Here is a 20,224-nt window from a genome sequence, read left to right on the forward strand (position 1 = left end):
TTGGTGAGGGCTGGCGTACACTTTTAAATCAGTGTTCTATGCTTGAAATGAGACGCTCCATACAGAGAGTGTCGAGAACAATGAGGGCGCGCTAATGGCTACGATTGACTCAATGAATAAGGATTCTATTCGTCTGAGCGATGGACCCGACTGGACATTCGAGCTGCTGGATGATTACCTGGCAGAGATTGACCGGGTGGCGAAACTCTACCGGCTGGATACCTATCCGCATCAAATCGAAGTGATCACCTCAGAACAGATGATGGATGCCTACTCAAGCGTCGGCATGCCTATCAATTATCCCCACTGGTCGTTCGGCAAAAAGTTTATTGAAACCGAACGGCTCTATAAGCATGGTCAGCAAGGCCTGGCCTACGAGATTGTCATTAACTCCAATCCCTGCATCGCTTACCTGATGGAGGAGAACACCATCACTATGCAGGCGCTGGTGATGGCGCATGCCTGTTACGGACACAACTCGTTTTTCAAAAATAACTACCTGTTCCGCAGCTGGACCGATGCCAGCTCGATTGTCGATTACCTGATCTTCGCGCGTAAATACATCACAGATTGCGAAGAGCGCTACGGCGTAGTCGAAGTAGAAAAACTGCTCGATTCCTGTCACGCACTGATGAATTACGGTGTCGACCGCTATAAGCGTCCGCAGAAAATCTCCTTGCAGGAGGAGAAAGCGCGGCAAAAAAGCCGGGAAGAGTATCTACAAAGCCAGGTAAATATGTTGTGGCGCACCCTGCCAAAACGCGATGAGGAGGTGGCCGTCGCTCAGGCGCGCCGTTACCCGGCGGAGCCGCAGGAGAACTTGCTCTACTTTATGGAGAAGAATGCGCCGCTGCTGGAGCCGTGGCAGCGTGAGATCCTGCGCATTGTGCGCAAAGTGAGCCAATATTTTTATCCGCAGAAGCAGACGCAGGTGATGAACGAAGGCTGGGCGACGTTCTGGCACTACACCATCCTTAATCACCTCTATGACGAAGGAAAAGTGACTGACCGCTTTATGCTGGAGTTTCTGCACAGCCACACCAATGTGGTGTTCCAGCCGCCTTACAACAGCCCGTGGTACAGCGGCATTAACCCCTACGCCCTCGGCTTTGCCATGTTCCAGGATATCAAGCGCATCTGCCAGTCACCGACGGAAGAGGATCGCTACTGGTTCCCGGATATTGCCGGTTCCGACTGGCTGGAGACGCTCCATTTCGCCATGCGTGATTTTAAAGATGAGAGCTTTATCAGCCAGTTTATGTCGCCGAAAATCATGCGTGATTTCCGCTTCTTCACCGTGCTGGATGACGATCGCAATAACTACCTGGAAATAGCCGCAATCCACAACGAAGAGGGCTACCGCGAGATCCGCTCGAAGCTCTCATCGCAGTACAATCTGAGCAACCTTGAACCGAATATTCAGGTCTGGAACGTCGATCTGCGCGGCGATCGCTCGCTGACGTTGCGCTATATTCCGCATAACCGAGCTCCGCTCGATAAAGGACGTCGCGAAGTGCTGAAACATGTGCATCGCCTGTGGGGATTTGACGTTCTGCTTGAGCAGCAAAACGAAGATGGCAGTGTGGAGCTGCTGGAGCGCTGTCCGCCGCGAAGCAACGTGCTGTGATATAAAAAACCCCTCACCATGAGGGGTTTTTGTCACTAGCGGCTTTGTAGTGCGAGATCGCCAGGCATGGTTTTCTGCATCTTGTGCCAGATCTCCCCGCTGTCATGACCGTAGCGACGAACCAGTTCATAAACCTTGTCGTGCTCGGCATGCTCGCAGATCTCTGCCAGCCGATGATAAAAACCGAGCGCGAGGCTACGTGCCTCCGGGCTGGAGAAGTAGTGGCGACCAATGCGGGTATAAAGCCCTTTCATGCCGTTCAGGATCAGACCATAGATCGGGTTGCCGGAAGCAAACGCCAGCCCGCGAAAAATGTTGTAATCCAAATTAGCAAACGCATCGGCGTGATCTTCGACTTCACGCGCGGTGGCGAGCACCTTTAGCGCATCTTCAGGATGCTGGCGAAACGCAGTGCGAATGAAAATCGTGGAAATGTTGGTACGCACGGACAGCAAGTTATCGATCAACTGCGGTACGCTTTCGTGATCCAGACGTGCCAGCGTTTCCAAAATATTCAGACCGGAGGTTTCCCAGAAATTGTTCACTTTTGTCGGTTTGCCATGCTGGATAGTGAGCCAGCCATCCCGGGCAAGTCGCTGCAGCACTTCACGCAGTGTGGTACGAGTGACGCCAATCAGTTCAGAGAGCTCGCGTTCAGCAGGAAGAATCGACCCCGGAGGAAAGCGACTATTCCAGATACTTTCGATGATGTACTCTTCCGCGAAACCCGCCGGGCTCTGCGCCTTAATGACCATATAAGATTTCCATAACACAGCTAAGCAATGAGCACTCATCATACCAAAGCATGCAGTGGGCAGGTAGCGTAGGGTAGGAAGAAAAAAGGCGATCAACGTTTTATTTTGACGAATTTACTACATGAATATTTCGTGCAAATATGCCTTAAATCCAAATAATTAACTGAAGATCGGCCAAAATGGCGTAGGCGATGTTTCACTTTTTGCTGACTAAACATTCCATTACGCATTATTTTGCCCCCGCTAGTGGCCTTGAGATTGATTTCGTTTACACTGCGGTCTCTACGCATCTCCAGGGAAATGATTATGTTGCGATATTTAAATAAGTGCTCACACGGGCGCGGCGCCTGGCTGCTGATGGCGTTAACCGCCTTTGCGCTTGAGATGACGGCGCTGTGGTTCCAGCATGTCATGTTGCTCAAACCGTGTGTGTTATGCATTTACGAGCGCTGCGCCCTCTTTGGCGTGATGGGTGCCGGTATTATCGGTGCCGTTGCGCCAAAAACCCCGCTTCGCTTTGCTGCCCTTGCCATCTGGATCTACAGCGCCATTCGCGGTATCCAGCTGACGTGGGAACACACGCAGATCCAGCTTCACCCCTCCCCTTTTATGACCTGCGATTTTGCCGCGCGCTTCCCGAGCTGGCTGCCGCTGGATAAATGGCTGCCGCAGGTGTTTGTCGCTTCCGGCGACTGTGCGCAGCGTCAATGGGAGTTCCTGAAGATGGATATGCCGCAGTGGCTATTAGGCATTTTTGTCGCCTATCTGGTGGTGGCGCTACTGGTGCTGATTGCGCAATTCTTTAAACCGAAAAAACGCGATCTGTTTGGCCGGTAAAAAAACGCTCCTTCGGGAGCGTTTTTTTATTGATGAGCGTGGTGATAAGAAACAGAGCCTTAATTCGCCCAGTCAGGTTTATTCAGGGCAGGCACCAGTAAAAATTACTGTGCAATGAAGTGAAATGAAAGCAGGTTGAAAGTAATGCATTAGCGCAAGACGAATCGACACCTTCAGAGGTTTTGAGTTGTTTGGCGCTAATTTTTTTGCCCCATCCATGCCCCATCCTTTACATCATCGGATTGTGTTCGCACTCGGCGGTGCGCGCGTCGTTGATGATGTCGGTGATCACCCCTTTGAAAACCAGGCGACCTTCAAAGTCATCAATCGTCATCGGATAAGTGATTTCCGGCCTGTCGAGTTCTTCCAGGCTCGGGCGCGGATGAAGCCGCAGCATGCGCATCCGCTCATCCAGATGACACATCACTAACGACCCGTCTACCGGCGTGGCCGAAGTGTCCAAAATCAGCAGCGCACCCTTCTTTATAGCTTCACGCCGTGACTCTGTCGCCACGCGCAGGAAGTATGTCGCGGAAGGGACGCGAATCAGTTCATGGTCGGGCGATATCTTCTCATCCATATAATCAGCTGCAGGTGATGGGAACCCCATGTCAAAGCCCTCCGTCCGGGTTGTACATCATGAACGTACGGAGTTTACCCTCTTGCTGAGAGATATCTTTGAACGTGCTGATGTAGCTCTCGATCCACTGGTTAGCCTCGCGCGGCGTCCAGTCCCAGTTAAAAGTGAGTGAAACCCTCACAAAATCGGCCGTGGTTACCGTGCGCCGCCCGCTGGGTTCCATCACTATGGCCTGCCTGAATGCTGTCTCGATATCGTCTCTGCGTGGCATCATGACCTCACCATGACCACTGTATTTATATACAGCAATATTGATCATCGATGTAGATCAAGCGAAGCGTGTAAAATGATTTATAAGTGGCGGGGGCACTGGAAATTTAGTTGTTAAAAATTCGTCGACGCCGGTTTGTAATAGCCTGGCGCATAGTTAAGGATAACCCATGCCTTTATGGGCCATATCAGACTGCAAGGTTATAGTAAACAAAAAATTCACAAGATAGCGTCTTAGTTTTATTACGAAATACGCTAAGTTGTTGATGCTTCATAGTTGTACATCACGGCGAGTTATCATCTATAAATCGCTTCTAAATTGGATTTTTTTACACCCGCATGCAATGCTGCTTTTATATACAGCATCACTTAACGCCGATGTCGATCTAGTGATTTTGAAGTGATAAACTCTCAATAAATCTGTGTGACTGAGAAAGAAATGGAAAATAAAAAAAGGTCTGAAATTCATAATTTGCAGATCATAAGGGGCATTGCCGCAATGATGGTTGTCACAAACCATTTGTGGGGTACAGTTTTTGGTGGGATTTTTAAGTTTAATGGCGGAATTGGTGTAGATATATTCTTTGTCCTTAGCGGATTTCTTATGGTGCTGACTCAAAACAACGCCAGAGGGCCCGTTAGTTTCTTAACGGGAAGAATTGGAAGAATATACCCTATGTATATTCTTATTTCTCTCCCATTAATTATTATGATGGTTGAACTAGATAACCCATTTAAACTCCTAAGCAATCTATTCCTGATCCCAACATATGGTTTTTTCAGCATAGACTGGCTAACGATCCCGCCTGGACGCTGGTCTATGAGATGATTTTCTATGTGATGTTCTCTGCAGCGTTGGTGATAAGCAGAAAGCGAGCTATAGCATGCATGATAGTTTGCTTCATGCTGACAGCTTCTGCGGTCGCATTCACATTTTATATTCCTCCGCAGCCCAGGTATGGATGGATAAACATCGGATACATACTTGGTGATAACCTTCTTATTGATTTTGGAATGGGATGCATGCTAGCTGTTATCTATGACAACTTGAAGATCCAGAAACGAATGGGATTCTACTTCTTTTTAATATCTGTTATTGCAGTAATATATGTATCTCTCTTGCACATATCTGGCGCTCGAATCATTAAATTCGGCATCCCGGCTTTATTAATCATAATACTTGCGATTTATAGCCGAAGTGGCAACTGCATAATATTTAAAACTCTGCATGTGGTTGGAGATGCGTCATATAGCATATATTTATCACACTTATATTTTGCGCTTGCAATGCATAATTCTGTCAACGTGAAAAACATAGCATCAGCTAATGCGGAAATAGCAACACTTATTTTCACTGGCATGTGCGTAGCATTTGGCTTATTTATAAATATAACTGTTGAGAAGCCTATCATGAAGTACATGGCCGATCGCAAGAGACAGAGAAAGGAAGCTACAGCTTAATGGTATGGGGGCATTCGCCCCCACCCAGCAAATCAAATAACCTCATGAGTAAAATGTTACTCCCACCCTTCCTGTCCTGTATATGTACTCATATTCTGAAGTGCGCCAGTCGATGAAACAACAAAACTCATCGTGATAGTCTTTCCTGATACCGCTGTTTTCTGCACATAGACACCGTTTGCTGCTCGGGAGTAAACAGTGCATCCATCTATTGCTGCATCTGTTACATGATTTCTAACCGTTATCTGAACAGAATCGGTGCCGAACGCAATCCCGCCAAGGCTGATAATATCGTAATCATCTTTTACAAGTGACACCACACCATTTATCAATGTAAATTCTATATATCTAGTGAATAGGCATGTTACGTCTGTGCAGTTAATTAGCCCGAAAAACGTCTTGGCTTTTTCATCGGAGCTTTCTAATCTGTTTGTCTTAATGCTTCCTATAGTAATGTTGGAACACGGTCCTTCGAAATCTATTGTTCGCGTCCCAAGAGTATTGGCTGCTGCCGTGTCAGTGACCTCCTTTACAATATTATCGGTAAGGATATTGGAGCAGTTCCATATTAAATAGCCGCCACCTGTCTGAACTTTATGCTTGTTACCAACTATTCTTAATCCATTCACTCCAACCCACCTGCATCCCTTATCATTTCCATCGGGGGATGTTAATGATTTTTTGAGCTGAATGGCTGGTATGGCGGCAGAAAACCCGAAGTCAGTATCATCTCGGGGAGAAGCCGGATATCGCGCAGTGGTGTTACCCAGCGAGTCGGTTACAACCACCCACATCTCACCTTCAGAGGTGATTCGCTCACTGGTATCGAAGTTGTTACCGTCGCGGGCGACTATGTCGCCGTCCTGCTGGTTGATATCGTACGTATCGGTGAAGATGATCATGTCTCCGGGGTAAACATAATCTCCGTCGGCAAGCACCTTTCCCGACATCCGCAGGCGGGAGAAAAGTAACTTTCTCACCTCCAGAAGAGCCCTGTCGCGCGCATGAGGCTCATTTCGGCATCCATTCAGCGTTACCTTCAGTGGCGTCTGCGCTGCAGATTCAACGATTCCATCTTCTGTAATGCGGTAACGGAGGTAGGTCTTTTTATTGGTTAGAGGACTGACATACTCCACTTCAACGCCGTCATACTGGCCCGGCATACGCATGTCATATGTTAGCCTGAACTCTTCTCCCTTCTTATTTGACCGGTTGAAGAGCGCTGCTGGCGTGGTGCGTTTCTCGTCACGACTGAACGTCAGAACGCCGTTATCCCAGAAAGCATGTGGATATTTTTATGCTGGATTCAGAAAATTTTCATTAACATCCTATACGGTTTTTAGAGAAGTGGCGCGACAGTTTCTAGAAGGTTAACAACTATTCAGTCATAAAGAGGAAAATAAATGCCTTATTTTATTTTTTTTGAAAAGGGTAAGCTGCCCACTAAACACTCTGTAAGCAGATTCCCTGAAGATGTTAATTTGCTTCAGGCCAATGGCACGAAACACGAAGTCTATACACAATCCATTTTCCCAGAAAACAAAGAGTATTTTTATGCTTATGAGAAAGGTTCTGCGGCACCAAGCGAAAAGGACGTTCTCGACGCTGCTAAGAGTTTGGACATTCCTCCAGCCATAAGACACATATAACGACGTCATAACTCTTCTACAGTTTCTACTAACCCGCCTCGGCGGGTTTCTTTTTGCCTGGAGCAACCCATGAGTGAAGCCATCCAACTGGTACCCAATAAATAGGTGTCGGAAGAAGTGCTCATGGCGATCACTGGCCTGATCAAAAACGCTATCAAGTCCGCGCACGAGAAGTCCTAGATGGAAAATCGTGAGTATCGGCACTACTCAGGCGACTGCCAGCCGAAGGACAACTCACCTATCCTCTACAAACTTCACGAAGTCGATAACTGGGTGGAACGTCAACCCCCGGCGATCCCCCTTCAAAAATCTGCTTAAATAGCCCCTCCTTCATAACAGGAGGAACAAGCATGTCTAAATATCCAACCGGGTTCGAGAACCACGGGGCACACTGCGCCTGTGGTTTATCTACCAGGGATTAAGGGTATGTGAAAACCTTGGTGTACCCGACACACCTAAAAATAGAAAGATGGCCGACGAGCATCGCGAGCACTGCAAACCCAAAAAGGGAAGAAAAGTGAGAACCGTCAATGCGTATCTCAACTGTCCTGGTGGCATGTTCTCTTTCGCAAAGCAAAATGGATACACCGATAAAAATCCGTTTGAAGGTCTCGATCCACTGAAAAAGAGCAAAGCAAAGCCTGACCCTCTTACCATGGATGAATATCACCACTTCTTAATGCTTGCCTATCTGAACAGATAGGGAATCTATGGATTCTTGTAGTAAATATAGGTTTACGACATGGAGTGATCGGCGCGCTGGAATAGGAAGACATAGACCTGAAAAACTGGACTATCACCATTTCAGATGGTTTACAACGTTTACGGTAAATGGATGACCGATAATAACAGCAACCAGATGGATATTTTGAATGCACACTTTGGAGGAAATGTCCCACACATGCCCCAAGCACAAAATCAGTAAGATAAAACCTTTTTCATATCAACGCTTCAATCCGCCCAATCCGGTTTGTTCAAAATGTGTTCTTGCCAGTCGCGCACTTCAGACTCTTTCACCGCAATGTGACGAACGGAAATCCGCTCAGCGTGCATCGCTGCTTTTGACCCGGTACGCAGCGGGTGCCAGACCGGCAAATTTTTCCCCTCAGCCAACAAGCGGTAAGCACAGCTTGGCGGCAACCATTCGAAGGTCGGCAGATTCTCACGGGTCAGCTTGATGCAGTCCGGTTCATATTCGAAACGGCGCTCGTAGTTACGGCACTGGCAGGTTTTGATATTTAACTGGCGGCAGGCGACGTTGGTGAAGTAGATCTCGTCAGTGTCTTCATCCATCAGTTTGTGCAGGCAGCACTGCCCGCAGCCGTCACAGAGCGATTCCCACTCTGCGTCCGTCATTTGGTCGAGAGTTTTGCTTTGCCAGAAAGGAGTGTCGCTCATGATAAAATCCGCCGTTGGTAACCAGGGTGCACCTTATAACCACTCTGGCAGAGGGATGCAAGTTTTGCCGCCCGAATGAGCGGCAAAAGCATTAAAGCACGCGGGTCGAGAGAGTGTGTTCGTTGAGGCGCAGCTCGAGTTCATCACCGCTGCTGAGCGGCCCGACGCCTTCCGGTGTACCGGTAAGGATCACGTCCCCCGCTTTCAGGGTGAAGAATTTACTCATATAGGCAATCAGCGGCACGATTTTATGAATCATGTCGGAAGTGCTGCCCTGCTGGCGAATCTCGCCGTTAATTTTCAACTCCAGCGCGCTGTTCTGCGGATCGCCCTCAAACTGAGCGGCGGGGATAAAACCCGAGATGGGGCAGGCATTATCAAACCCTTTCGCCTTTTCCCACGGCTGCCCTGCTTTCTTCAGTTTGCTTTGCAGGTCGCGCGCGGTCAGATCCAGCGCTACGCCGTAGCCCGCTATCGCTTGTTGAACATGATCTTCGGTGGCATGGCGCAGCGTTGCACCAATTAGCACCGCCAGTTCAATTTCATGATGCACCGAGCCAAGCTCAGTCGGCAGCACCAGCGGCTGGCGAAGGTCGCACAATGCGGATTCAGGTTTAATAAACAGCACCGGCTCTTCCGGCGTCGCGCTGCACATCTCCTTTATATGCTTCGCATAGTTACTGCCGACACACACCACTTTACTCACCGGGTAATCCAGCAGAGCGCCCTGCCAGTTATGATGTTGATACATGTTTTGCCTCTCCGGTAACACGTTGAACATGAGCGAAAAATGACTATCCGCGCCGCCCGGCGGTTTGTCAAATCGCAAAATAAGAGGGAGTGAATGCGTAAAAAAAGACGGTGGAATAATCCGCCGCCTTTAGAGAGGGTTATTGCTTAGTGTTCGCCGCAAGGTGGGCTTTAAGTAAATTTTCCGGCGGCGGGGGAAGCTGTAAATAATATCCCTGCTCGCCGAGCGCGTTTTTTACTTTTTCCAGATCCGCGCCGGCTAATTTTTTACTGCCGTCGAGGGGTAAAATCATCGCTAACTGCGGTTGGCCGAAACTTTGCATTAATGTTTCTGGCACACGAGAAAAATCGTCTCTTTTCTCAACATACAGATAGGTCTGTTCACGTCTGGCACTTCGATAGATCACACAAAACATACTTTTACTCGGAATTAGGAGGTGGTTACTTGCCTGAATATAACAGGGACTATAACATGCCCGGTAGTATTCAGAATATCACCCCGATTTCGGGTGTTTAGAGCAAAATGAGTAAGGTCAGGATGTCAAACACGCCCATCGAGCTTAAAGGCAGTAGTTTTACCTTATCCGTGGTTCATTTGCATGATGCAAAACCCGAAGTTATTCGTCAGGCGTTAGAAGACAAAATCGCTCAGGCTCCTGCATTTTTGCAGCATGCTCCCGTGGTGGTGAATGTCTCAGCACTGGTAGGTCCGATTGACTGGCCGCAACTGCAGAAAAGTATTGCTGCCACTGGCCTGCATGTTGTCGGTATTAGCGGTTGCAAAGACGCTGCACTGAAAGCGGAAATAGAACGTGCTGGCTTTCCTATCCTGTCGGAAGGCAAAGAGAAAGCGCAACCGCGCCCGGAGCCCGTTGCTGAACCGGTATCCGTCGCCACGCCGGCTATTAAAACACGGCTGATTGATACCCCGGTGCGCTCTGGACAGCGCATCTATGCGCAGAACTGCGACCTGATTGTCACCAGCCACGTGAGCGCAGGCGCGGAGTTGATTGCCGATGGCAATATTCACGTCTACGGCATGATGCGCGGCCGCGCGCTGGCGGGTGCAAGCGGTGATGATGAAGCACAAATATTTTGTACCCACCTGACCCCGGAACTGGTCTCCATTGCGGGTGAGTACTGGCTGAGTGACCAAATCCCGGCCGAATTTTATGGCAAAGCGGCGCGTCTGCAACTGGCAGGTAACGCTTTGACAATTCAACCCTTAGATTAAGCCCTTTTAACAAGGAACTCCTATGGCACGCATTATTGTTGTTACTTCGGGTAAAGGGGGCGTTGGCAAGACCACCTCCAGCGCGGCCATCGCTACTGGTTTAGCCCAGAAGGGCAAGAAAACGGTCGTTATCGACTTCGATATTGGCCTTCGTAACCTTGACCTGATCATGGGCTGCGAGCGCCGCGTTGTGTACGATTTCGTTAACGTTATCCAGGGCGACGCAACGCTGAACCAGGCGTTGATTAAAGATAAGCGCACTGAAAATCTCTATATTCTCCCGGCATCGCAGACGCGCGATAAAGACGCCCTCACCTATGAAGGCGTTGATAAAGTATTAGAAGATCTGAAAAAAATGGACTTCGATTTTATCGTCTGCGACTCACCGGCTGGCATCGAAACCGGCGCGCTGATGGCGCTCTACTTCGCCGATGAAGCCATTATCACCACCAACCCCGAAGTATCGTCCGTGCGTGACTCTGACCGTATTCTGGGGATTCTGGCTTCCAAATCACGTCGTGCGGAGAGAGGTGAAGAGCCAATTAAAGAGCATCTGCTGCTCACCCGCTACAACCCAGGCCGCGTTAACCGTGGCGACATGTTGAGCATGGAAGATGTGCTGGAAATTCTGCGCATCAAACTGATTGGCGTGATCCCGGAAGATCAGTCTGTACTGCGGGCCTCCAACCAGGGCGAGCCGGTTATTCTGGATGCCAATGCTGACGCCGGTAAAGCGTATGCCGATGCCGTGGAACGTCTGCTGGGAGAAGAACGTCCTTTCCGCTTCATTGAAGAAGAGAAGAAAGGTTTCCTCAAACGCCTGTTCGGAGGATAAGTTATGGCATTACTCGACTTTTTTCTCTCCAGAAAAAAGAATACCGCCAGCATCGCTAAAGAACGCCTGCAGATTATTGTTGCAGAGCGCCGCCGCAGCGACGCTGAACCCCACTATTTGCCGCAGCTGAAGCGCGATATTCTGGAAGTCATCTGCAAATATGTGCAGATCGATCCGGAGATGGTCACCGTACAGCTGGAGCAGAAAGGGGACGATATTTCTATTCTGGAGTTGAACGTCACGTTGCCAGAAGCGGAAGAGACGAAATAGTCTTCGCAATAAGGGCAATAAAAAAAGGCAGAAGAGATTCTGCCTTTTTATTTATTCGCTCAAATATACTGTAATTATTTACAGTCTTATTGCGGATACTCTGCTAATAACGCGTTCAGACGATCGGCCATCAATTCACCGCGCCAGCCGCTGATTAATTCCGGCAGGCTATTTTGCGTCTTTAATTTCCAGTGCCAGTTTAATAACTGATTAATCTGCCGACGCGAAGCCAGGAGCTCAACGCTAATATTTTCGCTTTCACTGATCGTCTGCACCTGCGCTTTAATCGCTTTAAACGCTTTGCGATAGCCGGGCATATCCATCAGATTACGCAGCGGTTCAGGCAGTGCCTCTTCCGGCAACTCCTGCGCCTGCGCGACCAGTGCCACAAGGGTTTTACCGTGAAAACGGATTTCGCTGCCGGAGAGACCAAGGCTATCAAGCTCGCCGAGGCTGCCCGGCATATAACGCGCCACTGCCCAGAGATGCTCTTCGCGCACCACAAAGTTCACCGCCATGTCGCGCTCGCGCGCCTTGCGCAGACGCCAGGATGCCAGCAACTGTAAACAGGCCAGCTGGCGCGGGCGCAGCTGCCAGGCGTTAGTGATTTCACGCCATGCCTCGTCCGGTGCCAATACTTCCTGGCGGCGCTGCATCATTAAGCGACACTCATCAAGCGCGGCAGCCAGCCTGCCCGCCTGCTCGGTTTCTGCCAGCAGTTTCCCGGCGATAGGCAGCAGATACCAGACATCTGCCGCTGCATAGTCACACTGACGTTCGGTCAGAGGACGCGCCAGCCAGTCGGTGCGGGATTCGCTTTTATCAATCACCGTCCCGGTAAACTCCTCCACCATCGAGGCAAAGCCCCATGACATCGGACGGCCGCAGAATGCTGCGAGGATCTGCGTATCAATCATCGGCTGTGGCTGTACACCAAACGTATTGAGGAACACTTCCAGATCTTCGCTTCCCGCGTGCAGATACTTGGTGATTGCCGTATTGGTGAGCAGGTCGCGAAACGGCGTCCAGTCGGTAATGGTCAGCGGATCGATAAGCGTGACACGCTCGCCGTCATACATCTGCAGCAGACCCAGTTGCGGGTAGTAAGTGCGGGTGCGGACAAATTCCGTATCGAGGGCAATGGCTGGAAACGCACTGGCAGCTTCACATATGGCTGCCAGCGCATCGTTCGTCGTTATCATCTGGTAATTCAAATCATTTTCTCTTCAGTTTGCGCCCATAAAAAACGCCGGCTTTAACCGGCGTTCGGGAGGCTAACGGATAGCTCAGGCGTTATTGTCCACTTTGGCACGCGCTTCGTCACGTAATTCTCGTCGCAAAATCTTTCCGACGTTCGATTTCGGCAGCTCCGTGCGGAACTCAACCTGCTTCGGCACCTTGTAGCCGGTAAGCTGTCGGCGGCAGAAGGCGATCAGCGCCTCTTCCGTCACGGAAGCCTCTTTTTTCACTACAAACAGCTTCACCGCTTCGCCGCTGTTCGAGGACGGCACGCCAACGGCAGCCACTTCAAGCACTCCGGGGTGCTGCATCACCACATCTTCGATCTCGTTCGGATAGACGTTGAAACCGGAGACCAGAATCATATCTTTTTTGCGATCGACAATACGCAGGAAGCCCTCGTCATCCATCACCGCAATATCGCCGGTGTGCAGCCAGCCATCACGCAGGATCTCATCCGTTGAATCAGGGCGCTGCCAGTAGCCAAGCATCACCTGCGGCCCTTTGATGCAAAGCTCGCCCGGTTCGCCCGGGGCGACTTCATTATTGTCGTCATCCACCAGCTTGGCTTCGGTCGACGGCACCGGCAGGCCAATGCTGCCGCTGTGGTAGTCAATATCGTGCGGGTTGACGCTCACCAGCGGCGAGCATTCGGTCAGGCCATACCCTTCCAGCAGATACTGCCCGGTCAGTTTGACCCAACGATCCGCCACCGCCTGCTGCACCGGCATCCCGCCGCCGGCAGAGAGGTGCAGTGAGGAGAAATCGAGCTTTCTGAACTCATCATTATTGAGCAGCGCATTAAACAGCGTGTTCACGCCAGTCATAGCGGTGAAAGGATACTTGCCCAGCTCTTTCACCAGCCCTGGAATATCGCGCGGGTTGGTGATCAGCAGGTTCTGCCCGCCCAGTTCGATAAACAGCAGGCAGTTCATGGTCAAAGCAAAGATGTGATAGAGCGGCAGCGCGGTGACCACCAGCTCTTTACCGCGATGCAGCAGCGGCCCGTAAGTCGCGTTCACCTGTTCGAGGTTAGCCAGCATATTACGGTGGGTCAGCATCGCCCCTTTTGCCACGCCGGTGGTGCCACCGGTGTATTGCAGAAACGCCAGATCCTCGCACACCAGTTCCGGTTTGACATACTGCATGCGGTAGCCATTTTGCAGCGCGCGGCGAAACGAGATAGCGTCCGGCAGATGATATTTCGGCACCAGCCGTTTGATATATTTAACGACAAAGTTGACCACCGTCCCTTTTGCCGTCGAAAGCTGATCGCCCATGCGGGTCAGGATGACGTGGCGCACCTGGGTTTTGTCGACAATCTTCTCCAGCGTGTGGGCAAAGTTGGAGACAATGACAATTGCCGCCGCGCCGCTGTCATTAAGCTGATGCTCAAGCTCGCGGGGTGTGTAGAGCGGGTTAACGTTTACCACAATCATCCCGGCACGCAAAATCCCGAACAGCGCAACGGGGTATTGCAGCAGGTTCGGCATCATCAGCGCCACGCGATCGCCCTTTTGCAGGCCAAGCCCCTCCTGAAGGTAGGCGGCAAATGCCCGGCTGCGCTCCTCCAGTTTACGGAAGGTCATCACCTCGCCCATGTTGATAAACGCCGGCTGGTCGGCATAACGGGCTGCTGAGTGTTCAAATAATTCAACCAGGGATTGATAACGGTCAGGGTTGATCTCCGCAGGCACATCGGCGGGATAACGATTTAACCAAACCTTTTTCAATGCATCACCTCTAAAATGAGTGTTTGTTGTCATCGCAGCCCCAGTTAATAAACAAGAAATTAACATTATATTAACTCAGCGTACCAGTTTGAAAATTAACCGGACGGAAGGTTGCGAAGCGCGTCACTAATTATTTTTGTCATCTAATACAGAAAACAAAAACAGCGGCCGGGCCGCTGTTTATTTTTCCTGCCAAAACAAGAAATTACTCTGTTACGACCGTTTGTACGCGAGCGGGTTCGGGCGGATACCAGCCCCATGGACCGTAGCCTGTGCGCCAGGGATAGGCCCCCGGACCGGAGAACCAGGGGTCGAGTGGCTGCGGCGGCATCATGATTTGCTGCTGCAAGCGCCAGCGCTTGTAGCCGTTCACCTGCATCACCATGTAGGTGTAGGAGGCGCTGCCAACTTTACCCGCTTCGGTGCCGGTAATCGGCCCGACCACGGTGACCAGCTGGTTACGGAAATCGACCGGGTCAACAAAGCCGTTGATGTCGGCATAGATTCGCCCGACAGAGGGCTCGCCCAGCACCGGGCGCGCACCTTCGTCCAGCGGGACAGAGGCGATCTCCAGCCGGGTTTTGCCCTGCTGATTGATCACATTGATCACTTTCCCGCCGAAACGCCCCTCCTGACCGACATAGAGCGTTGGCGCATTCATCACCCGCACTAAATCTTGCTGCGGTGTCGGGCTGGTGCCCTTGATCGCATCAGGCACCGTCACGCACCCACTCAACGCCACCGTTACCAGCCCTGCCAGTAACAGCTGCATAAACCCTTTTTGACCCGCCATCATGCGACCCCTTAACTCAGTTAGTACTACTGAGATTCATTCCCGGCCAGGAAGTTTCTTCCACGCCACTTCGTTACGCAAATAAACCGGTTCCGCCTGTTCAACGGCAACCCATTTTTGCGCAGCAAAAAGCTGGCGGGCGATGGGCAACATATCTTCCGCCGTGGGCAGCAACATCTCGCCGTCGGTCAGCGTAACAGGACTATTCGCTGCTAATTCAGGCCATGCGCCCCAGCCGGTGCCAACCATCGCCCAGCTGCCATCAAGCTGCTGCAGACGATCGCTTACCGCCTCAGGCTTCAGCACCGCTTCGGTCTCTTCACCGTGCCAGACGCCGTCGGCATCGCGCTGATACTCAGCCCAGTAAACTTCGCCCATACGGGCATCAATGGCCGCCAGCACACGGGTTGCGCCGGTTTTGCGCCAGGCTCCCTGCGCCATCGTCGCCAGCGTCGAAACGCCAATCATCGGCAGCTCTGCGCCGAGCGCCAGCCCCTGTGCAATACCAATACCGATACGCACACCGGTGAAGCTGCCCGGCCCGCGGCCGAAAGCCAGCGCGTCGAGATCGGTGAGCTTGACCTCAGCGTCGGCAAGGGCAGCTCTGACCAGCGGCAGAATGCGTTGTGTATGTTCACGAGGGCAAAGTTCGAAGTGAGCGAAGGTCGTACCGTCATTCCACAGGGCGACAGAACAGGCTTCTGTGGCGGTATCAATAGCCAGAATTCGCATGGGTATAGCAGTCCAGATTCAACAAAATGGCGCGCATCTTACCACACTTCGCGGAAAATTACTCCGCTGCAGGACGGGCAAGAAACTCCACCGCGCGGCGGATATCGCGTGTGCGCGGTGCCGGCGGCAGGCTGGCGAGAAACACCGCGCCGTAGGGCCGCATCACCAGACGGTTATCGCAAATCACCAGCACGCCGCGATCGTCAATATCACGGATCAGGCGACCGACGCCCTGCTTGAGCGTAATGACCGCATCCGGGAGCTGCACTTCATCAAAGGGATCGCCACCGCGCAGACGGCAATCTTCCATCCGCGCTTTCAGCAGCGGATCGTCCGGCGAGGTAAACGGCAGCTTATCGATGATTACCAGCGAAAGCGTATCGCCGCGCACATCGACGCCCTCCCAGAAGCTGCTGGTCGCCACCAGTAGCGCGTTACCCGCTTCAACAAACTGTTGCAGCAGTTGCCCTTTACTGGTTTCACCCTGCAACAGCACCGGCAGGCTAAGTGTGGCACGGAACTGTTCTGCGAGATCGCGCATCATCGCGTGCGAGGTACAGAGCATAAAGCAGCGACCGTTGTTGGCCTCAATCATCGGCCTTAACATCGCTGCCAGCTGGCGCGCAGAGCCGGGCTGATTAGTCTGTGGCAGATTGCGCGGCACGCAGAGCAGCGCCTGGCGCGGGTAATCGAAGGGGCTCGGCAACAGCAGCGACTCGGCTTCCTCGATGCCTAACCGCGCGGTGAAGTGATGCAGATCGTCGTTAACCGACAGGGTCGCGGAGGTAAAGATCCAGCTCCCCTTCTTCTCTTTCATCACTTCCTGGAATTTATCGGCGACGGTCAGCGGCGTCAGCGCCAGCGTAAAGTTGCGCGAGGTGCACTCATACCAGTAGCTGAAGCCGGGCTGGTTGAACTCCTTCAGCCGCTTGAGGCGGGCGCGGTAAACCGTGGCGCGCTCAAAGGCGGCGTCCAGCACCGCCGAGCGCCCGAGGGAGAGTTTCGCCACGTCGTAACAGAGTTCAAGGGCGTCATCGAGCAGCAGCAGCGCACGCTGTATCCGCGCATCGGCCAGCAGTTCGCGCAGGTTCCCGCGATAGCCAGGCTCGCCGAGTTGCAGGCGGAAATCCTGCGCGCTTTGCGCCAGCCGGTCGGCGCACTTCTGCAACTGCGCGGTATCGCGTAAATCGGTGCGGTAGGCGATGGTGAAATCTTTGGCCAGATCGAGCAGCTGGCGGCTGGAGAGCGACTGGCCAAAATATTGGCTGGCGATATCGGGCAACTGGTGCGCTTCGTCGAAGATCATCACCTCGGCCTCCGGGATCAGCTCACCGAAACCGCTCTCTTTCACCACCATGTCGGCGAGAAAAAGGTGATGGTTGACAACGACAACGTCGGCTTCCATCGCTTTTTTACGCGCCTTCACCACGAAGCACTCTTTGTACATCGGGCAGTCGCTGCCCAGACAGTTATCGTTGGTGCTGGTGACCAGCGGCCAGGCGGCGGAATCTTCAGCCACGCTGACGCAGGTGCTGATATCGCCATCTTTGGTCTGGTTAGACCAGGAGCGCAGCAGAATGACATCGCTCAGGGTCTGCACCGGCAGATCGCCACCGGCAATCGCTTGCTGTTCGAGACGCTCGATACAGAGGTAGTTTGAACGGCCTTTGAGCAGCGCCGTGCGCCCGGTGTACTCCAGCGCTTTTGAGACGGTGGGCAGATCGCGGCTGTAGAGTTGATCCTGCAGGGCTTTCGAACCGGTGGAGATGATCACTTTCTTCCCGGCGCGCAATGCGGGCGCAAGGTAGGCGTAGGTTTTACCGGTTCCGGTTCCCGCCTCAACCACCAGCGGCTGCGTTTTTTCAATCGCTTCGGTCACGGCGTAAGCCATCTGGCGCTGCGGTTCGCGCGGTTTAAATCCCGGTATCGCTTTGGCAAGCTGGCCGTCTGTTGCAAAATCGTCCGTCACACTACCCCCTGGTTAAATCGCCAGTGATTATGTCAGGGTGAGCGGATTTACGCCAGCCAGGTTTTTGTGGCACTCTTCCCGGCGAATCTATGTAACCAGGAAGGAAAAGGTGATGACAATTGTGCGTATTGACGCGGAAGCCCGCTGGTCTGATGTGGTGATCCATAACCAGACGCTTTATTACACTGGCGTGCCGGAAAACCTCGATGCCGACGCCTTTGAGCAGACGGCCAACACGCTGGCGCAGATTGACGCGGTGCTCGAAAAACAGGGCAGCGATAAGTCACGGATCCTCGACGCCACTATTTTTCTTGCCGATAGCGATGATTTTGCAGCGATGAATAAGGCCTGGGATGCGTGGGTCGTGGCGGGCCATGCACCGGTGCGCTGCACCGTGCAGGCGAAGCTGATGAATCCGCGTTATAAAGTTGAGATCAAGATTATCGCGGCGGTCTAATTACTCCTCCTCGTCTTCCTCATCTTCAAAGCGCGCCACAATCCGCTCGCCGGTATGGCTGGCGCGCAGCTCTTGCGCCACTAGGGTAATGGCCTCGCCGCTGCTCATGCCGCCGGCCATAAGTTCCTGAATACGTTCGACTGCTTTCTGCTGCTGTTCGTGACTGAGGGCGGGTAATCCTGCAAACATGGTCAACTCCTGATAAATTATCGGCGCTAATTATTCCACGCGTCTGTGCACTACGCCAGCGAAGACGCTCAAGAGCCAGGAATCATGAAACAGTTAACGCCTGCCCAACTCACTCTCCCGTGGCGCCGCGACGCTGCGGAATTCTATTTCGCGCCGCTCAGCGCGCAGCCGTGGGCGATGCTGCTCCATTCGGGGCATGCCGATCATCCCCATAACCGTTTTGATATTTTAGTCGCCGATCCACTCACGACACTGACAACGCAGGGCGATATCACTTATCAGGATGGACGCGCGTCGCAAGGCGATCCGCTTGAACTCTTACAGCAGGCGCTGGATGCGTGCGGTCTGCATGCTGAACCCGCGAATGACCTCCCTTTCCAGGGCGGTGCGCTGGGCCTTTTTGGTTATGATTTAGGCCGCCGTTTTGAAAAGCTGCCCGCACTGGCCGCGCAGGATATTGCCGTCGCGGATATGGCGGTTGGTATCTATGACTGGGCGCTGATTGTTGACCACAAATTGCAACGCGTAACGTTATTGAGTCACGGGGATGTCAATGCGCGCCTGGCCTGGCTTGAGGCCCAGAGCGCACCGCCACAGGCTGAGTTTCGCTTAACCTCTGCCTGGCAGGCCAATATGAGCCGCGCGGAGTATGGCGAGAAGTTCCGCCAGGTACAGGCGTGGCTGCACAGCGGCGACTGCTATCAGGTCAACCTCGCGCAACGTTTTCAGGCGCGCTATAGCGGCAATGAGTGGCAGGCCTTTGTGCGCCTGAATGATGAGAACCGCGCACCGTTCAGCGCCTTCCTGCGTCTGCCGCAGGGGGCGATCCTCAGCCTGTCGCCGGAGCGATTTATTCGCCTGACCGGCGATGAGATTGAGACCCGCCCGATTAAAGGCACCCTGCCGCGTCTTGCGGACGAACAAGCGGATGCTGAGCAGGCCGCCCGTCTTGCCGCCTCGCCGAAAGATCGCGCCGAGAATGTGATGATTGTCGATCTGATGCGCAACGATATTGGTCGCGTGGCGGTGCCGGGTTCGGTGCAGGTACCGGAGCTGTTTGTAGTGGAACCCTTCCCGGCGGTGTATCACCTGGTGAGCACAGTGACGGCGAAGCTGCCGCCAGAGCGACACGCAAGCGATCTGCTGCGCGCGGCGTTTCCCGGCGGGTCGATTACCGGTGCGCCGAAAGTGCGGGCGATGGCGATTATCGATGAGCTGGAGCCACACCGCCGCAATGCCTGGTGCGGCAGCATCGGCTACCTCAGCGTCTGCGGCAATATGGACACCAGCATTACCATCCGTACCGTCACCGCCTGTGACGGGCAGCTTTACTGCTCGGCGGGCGGCGGGATTGTCGCCGACAGCGATGAAGATGCGGAATATCAGGAAACCTTTGATAAAGTTAACCGTATCCTGCGGCAACTTGAGAGGTAATTCGTGGAGCAA

22 protein-coding genes and 2 pseudogenes are annotated in these 20,224 nt (G+C 52.6%); 11 read left to right on the forward strand and 13 right to left on the reverse strand.

The window, feature by feature from the left end; all coding sequences use genetic code 11:
• Positions 1-94: 94 nt before the first annotated feature.
• Positions 95-1,627, forward strand: coding sequence for a SpoVR family protein (locus BWI95_RS18445; RefSeq protein ID WP_023480055.1), 1,533 nt, complete (start codon positions 95-97; stop codon positions 1,625-1,627).
• A 35-nt stretch (positions 1,628-1,662) separates the two neighbouring features.
• Here BWI95_RS18445 and fadR read toward each other — a convergent pair whose 3' ends face one another.
• The gene (gene fadR, locus BWI95_RS18450) at positions 1,663-2,382 is read right to left on the reverse strand and encodes a fatty acid metabolism transcriptional regulator FadR (RefSeq protein WP_076770003.1); all 720 of its coding nucleotides are present in this window, start codon (positions 2,380-2,382) and stop codon (positions 1,663-1,665) included.
• A gap of 306 nt (positions 2,383-2,688) precedes the next feature.
• Between fadR and dsbB the strand changes: the two genes are divergently transcribed.
• Positions 2,689-3,219, forward strand: coding sequence for a disulfide bond formation protein DsbB (dsbB, locus tag BWI95_RS18455; RefSeq protein WP_054803656.1), 531 nt, complete (start codon positions 2,689-2,691; stop codon positions 3,217-3,219).
• A gap of 229 nt (positions 3,220-3,448) precedes the next feature.
• Here the strand turns inward: dsbB and BWI95_RS18460 are convergent, their stop codons facing one another.
• Together BWI95_RS18460 and BWI95_RS18465 are read right to left on the reverse strand one after the other, a co-directional pair.
• Positions 3,449-3,829 (reverse strand): HumD family translesion DNA polymerase, encoded by a 381-nt coding sequence (locus tag BWI95_RS18460; protein WP_076770004.1) that lies wholly within the window; start codon positions 3,827-3,829, stop codon positions 3,449-3,451.
• A gap of 1 nt (position 3,830) precedes the next feature.
• Positions 3,831-4,070, reverse strand: a complete 240-nt coding sequence (locus BWI95_RS18465) for a DNA polymerase V (protein ID WP_083699477.1) — start codon at positions 4,068-4,070, stop codon at positions 3,831-3,833.
• Between the two features lie 501 nt (positions 4,071-4,571).
• On the opposite strand from BWI95_RS18465, the pseudogene BWI95_RS18475 reads away from it, so the two are divergent.
• Positions 4,572-5,530: pseudogene (locus tag BWI95_RS18475) on the forward strand (acyltransferase family protein).
• A gap of 56 nt (positions 5,531-5,586) precedes the next feature.
• Here BWI95_RS18475 and BWI95_RS18480 read toward each other — a convergent pair.
• Positions 5,587-6,792 carry a host specificity factor TipJ family phage tail protein gene (locus BWI95_RS18480; protein ID WP_269749965.1) on the reverse strand — a complete coding sequence of 402 codons (1,206 nt, stop codon included), beginning with the start codon at positions 6,790-6,792 and terminating at the stop codon, positions 5,587-5,589.
• Between the two features lie 141 nt (positions 6,793-6,933).
• Between BWI95_RS18480 and BWI95_RS18485 the strand changes: the two genes are divergently transcribed.
• From BWI95_RS18485 to BWI95_RS24065, 3 genes and pseudogenes are all read left to right on the forward strand, one after another.
• Entirely contained in the window at positions 6,934-7,179 is a 246-nt protein-coding gene (locus tag BWI95_RS18485) for a hypothetical protein (protein ID WP_054803652.1), read from the forward strand.
• A gap of 123 nt (positions 7,180-7,302) precedes the next feature.
• A pseudogene (gene xisR / locus BWI95_RS18490) lies at positions 7,303-7,497 on the forward strand (excisionase family protein).
• Positions 7,498-7,648: 151 nt separating this feature from the next.
• The gene (locus BWI95_RS24065; protein ID WP_076770008.1) at positions 7,649-7,882 is read left to right on the forward strand and encodes a hypothetical protein; all 234 of its coding nucleotides are present in this window, start codon (positions 7,649-7,651) and stop codon (positions 7,880-7,882) included.
• Positions 7,883-8,130: 248 nt separating this feature from the next.
• On the opposite strand, the gene BWI95_RS18505 is transcribed toward BWI95_RS24065, so the two are convergent.
• From BWI95_RS18505 to BWI95_RS18515, 3 genes are all read right to left on the reverse strand, one after another.
• Positions 8,131-8,577: a YcgN family cysteine cluster protein gene (locus BWI95_RS18505; protein ID WP_054803650.1), complete on the reverse strand. Its 447-nt coding sequence runs from the start codon at positions 8,575-8,577 to the stop codon at positions 8,131-8,133.
• A gap of 91 nt (positions 8,578-8,668) precedes the next feature.
• On the reverse strand, positions 8,669-9,328 hold the full coding sequence (locus BWI95_RS18510; RefSeq protein WP_054803649.1) for a fumarylacetoacetate hydrolase family protein: 660 nt from the start codon (positions 9,326-9,328) through the stop codon (positions 8,669-8,671).
• A 139-nt stretch (positions 9,329-9,467) separates the two neighbouring features.
• Complete coding sequence (locus BWI95_RS18515; RefSeq protein WP_076770010.1) at positions 9,468-9,743, reverse strand: YcgL domain-containing protein; 276 nt, start codon at positions 9,741-9,743, stop codon at positions 9,468-9,470.
• 122 nt (positions 9,744-9,865) lie between these two features.
• On the opposite strand from BWI95_RS18515, the gene minC reads away from it, so the two are divergent.
• From minC to minE, 3 genes are read left to right on the forward strand one after another with little or no spacing between them, the layout of a single operon-like run.
• Complete coding sequence (gene minC / locus BWI95_RS18520; RefSeq protein WP_054803648.1) at positions 9,866-10,561, forward strand: septum site-determining protein MinC; 696 nt, start codon at positions 9,866-9,868, stop codon at positions 10,559-10,561.
• Positions 10,562-10,583: 22 nt separating this feature from the next.
• Positions 10,584-11,396: a septum site-determining protein MinD gene (gene minD / locus BWI95_RS18525; protein WP_042712035.1), complete on the forward strand. Its 813-nt coding sequence runs from the start codon at positions 10,584-10,586 to the stop codon at positions 11,394-11,396.
• 3 nt (positions 11,397-11,399) lie between these two features.
• On the forward strand, positions 11,400-11,666 hold the full coding sequence (minE, locus tag BWI95_RS18530) for a cell division topological specificity factor MinE (protein ID WP_004384978.1): 267 nt from the start codon (positions 11,400-11,402) through the stop codon (positions 11,664-11,666).
• A gap of 86 nt (positions 11,667-11,752) precedes the next feature.
• On the opposite strand, the gene rnd is transcribed toward minE, so the two are convergent.
• The 5 genes from rnd to BWI95_RS18555 all read right to left on the reverse strand — a co-directional run bounded on the left by rnd (position 11,753) and on the right by BWI95_RS18555 (position 18,132).
• Positions 11,753-12,880 carry a ribonuclease D gene (rnd, locus tag BWI95_RS18535; RefSeq protein ID WP_094192962.1) on the reverse strand — a complete coding sequence of 376 codons (1,128 nt, stop codon included), beginning with the start codon at positions 12,878-12,880 and terminating at the stop codon, positions 11,753-11,755.
• Positions 12,881-12,952: 72 nt separating this feature from the next.
• Positions 12,953-14,638 (reverse strand): long-chain-fatty-acid--CoA ligase FadD, encoded by a 1,686-nt coding sequence (fadD, locus tag BWI95_RS18540; protein WP_139566850.1) that lies wholly within the window; start codon positions 14,636-14,638, stop codon positions 12,953-12,955.
• Positions 14,639-14,843: 205 nt separating this feature from the next.
• A complete protein-coding gene (locus BWI95_RS18545) occupies positions 14,844-15,431 on the reverse strand; it encodes a Slp family lipoprotein (protein WP_023480101.1) in 588 nt (195 codons plus the stop codon).
• Between the two features lie 36 nt (positions 15,432-15,467).
• Positions 15,468-16,163: a tRNA (adenosine(37)-N6)-threonylcarbamoyltransferase complex dimerization subunit type 1 TsaB gene (gene tsaB / locus BWI95_RS18550; protein WP_054803646.1), complete on the reverse strand. Its 696-nt coding sequence runs from the start codon at positions 16,161-16,163 to the stop codon at positions 15,468-15,470.
• Between the two features lie 58 nt (positions 16,164-16,221).
• Entirely contained in the window at positions 16,222-18,132 is a 1,911-nt protein-coding gene (locus tag BWI95_RS18555) for an ATP-dependent DNA helicase (RefSeq protein WP_076770012.1), read from the reverse strand.
• Between the two features lie 112 nt (positions 18,133-18,244).
• Here BWI95_RS18555 and BWI95_RS18560 point away from each other — a divergent pair, with 112 nt between their 5' ends.
• Positions 18,245-18,589, forward strand: a complete 345-nt coding sequence (locus BWI95_RS18560) for a RidA family protein (protein ID WP_023480033.1) — start codon at positions 18,245-18,247, stop codon at positions 18,587-18,589.
• On the opposite strand, the gene BWI95_RS18565 is transcribed toward BWI95_RS18560, so the two are convergent.
• Positions 18,590-18,778: a YoaH family protein gene (locus tag BWI95_RS18565; RefSeq protein WP_023480153.1), complete on the reverse strand. Its 189-nt coding sequence runs from the start codon at positions 18,776-18,778 to the stop codon at positions 18,590-18,592. It lies immediately after the preceding gene.
• 84 nt (positions 18,779-18,862) lie between these two features.
• Here BWI95_RS18565 and pabB point away from each other — a divergent pair, with 84 nt between their 5' ends.
• Positions 18,863-20,212 (forward strand): aminodeoxychorismate synthase component 1, encoded by a 1,350-nt coding sequence (gene pabB / locus BWI95_RS18570; RefSeq protein WP_054803645.1) that lies wholly within the window; start codon positions 18,863-18,865, stop codon positions 20,210-20,212.
• Positions 20,213-20,224: the final 12 nt, after the last annotated feature.

This window comes from Kosakonia cowanii JCM 10956 = DSM 18146, assembly GCF_001975225.1.
Classification (GTDB): domain Bacteria; phylum Pseudomonadota; class Gammaproteobacteria; order Enterobacterales; family Enterobacteriaceae; genus Kosakonia; species Kosakonia cowanii.

Coding starts and splice junctions, on each gene's coding strand:
- fadR (WP_076770003.1), bottom strand. CDS start 2,382: ATGGTCATTAAGGCGCAGAGCCCGGCGGGTTTCGCGGAAGAGTACATC.
- BWI95_RS18515 (WP_076770010.1), bottom strand. CDS start 9,743: ATGTTTTGTGTGATCTATCGAAGTGCCAGACGTGAACAGACCTATCTG.
- BWI95_RS18505 (WP_054803650.1), bottom strand. CDS start 8,577: ATGAGCGACACTCCTTTCTGGCAAAGCAAAACTCTCGACCAAATGACG.
- BWI95_RS18560 (WP_023480033.1), top strand. CDS start 18,245: ATGACAATTGTGCGTATTGACGCGGAAGCCCGCTGGTCTGATGTGGTG.
- BWI95_RS24065 (WP_076770008.1), top strand. CDS start 7,649: ATGGCCGACGAGCATCGCGAGCACTGCAAACCCAAAAAGGGAAGAAAA.
- BWI95_RS18465 (WP_083699477.1), bottom strand. CDS start 4,070: ATGCCACGCAGAGACGATATCGAGACAGCATTCAGGCAGGCCATAGTG.
- minC (WP_054803648.1), top strand. CDS start 9,866: ATGTCAAACACGCCCATCGAGCTTAAAGGCAGTAGTTTTACCTTATCC.
- dsbB (WP_054803656.1), top strand. CDS start 2,689: ATGTTGCGATATTTAAATAAGTGCTCACACGGGCGCGGCGCCTGGCTG.
- minE (WP_004384978.1), top strand. CDS start 11,400: ATGGCATTACTCGACTTTTTTCTCTCCAGAAAAAAGAATACCGCCAGC.
- pabB (WP_054803645.1), top strand. CDS start 18,863: ATGAAACAGTTAACGCCTGCCCAACTCACTCTCCCGTGGCGCCGCGAC.
- BWI95_RS18565 (WP_023480153.1), bottom strand. CDS start 18,778: ATGTTTGCAGGATTACCCGCCCTCAGTCACGAACAGCAGCAGAAAGCA.
- minD (WP_042712035.1), top strand. CDS start 10,584: ATGGCACGCATTATTGTTGTTACTTCGGGTAAAGGGGGCGTTGGCAAG.
- BWI95_RS18510 (WP_054803649.1), bottom strand. CDS start 9,328: ATGTATCAACATCATAACTGGCAGGGCGCTCTGCTGGATTACCCGGTG.
- BWI95_RS18445 (WP_023480055.1), top strand. CDS start 95: ATGGCTACGATTGACTCAATGAATAAGGATTCTATTCGTCTGAGCGAT.
- BWI95_RS18485 (WP_054803652.1), top strand. CDS start 6,934: ATGCCTTATTTTATTTTTTTTGAAAAGGGTAAGCTGCCCACTAAACAC.
- BWI95_RS18460 (WP_076770004.1), bottom strand. CDS start 3,829: ATGGGGTTCCCATCACCTGCAGCTGATTATATGGATGAGAAGATATCG.
- tsaB (WP_054803646.1), bottom strand. CDS start 16,163: ATGCGAATTCTGGCTATTGATACCGCCACAGAAGCCTGTTCTGTCGCC.
- BWI95_RS18545 (WP_023480101.1), bottom strand. CDS start 15,431: ATGGCGGGTCAAAAAGGGTTTATGCAGCTGTTACTGGCAGGGCTGGTA.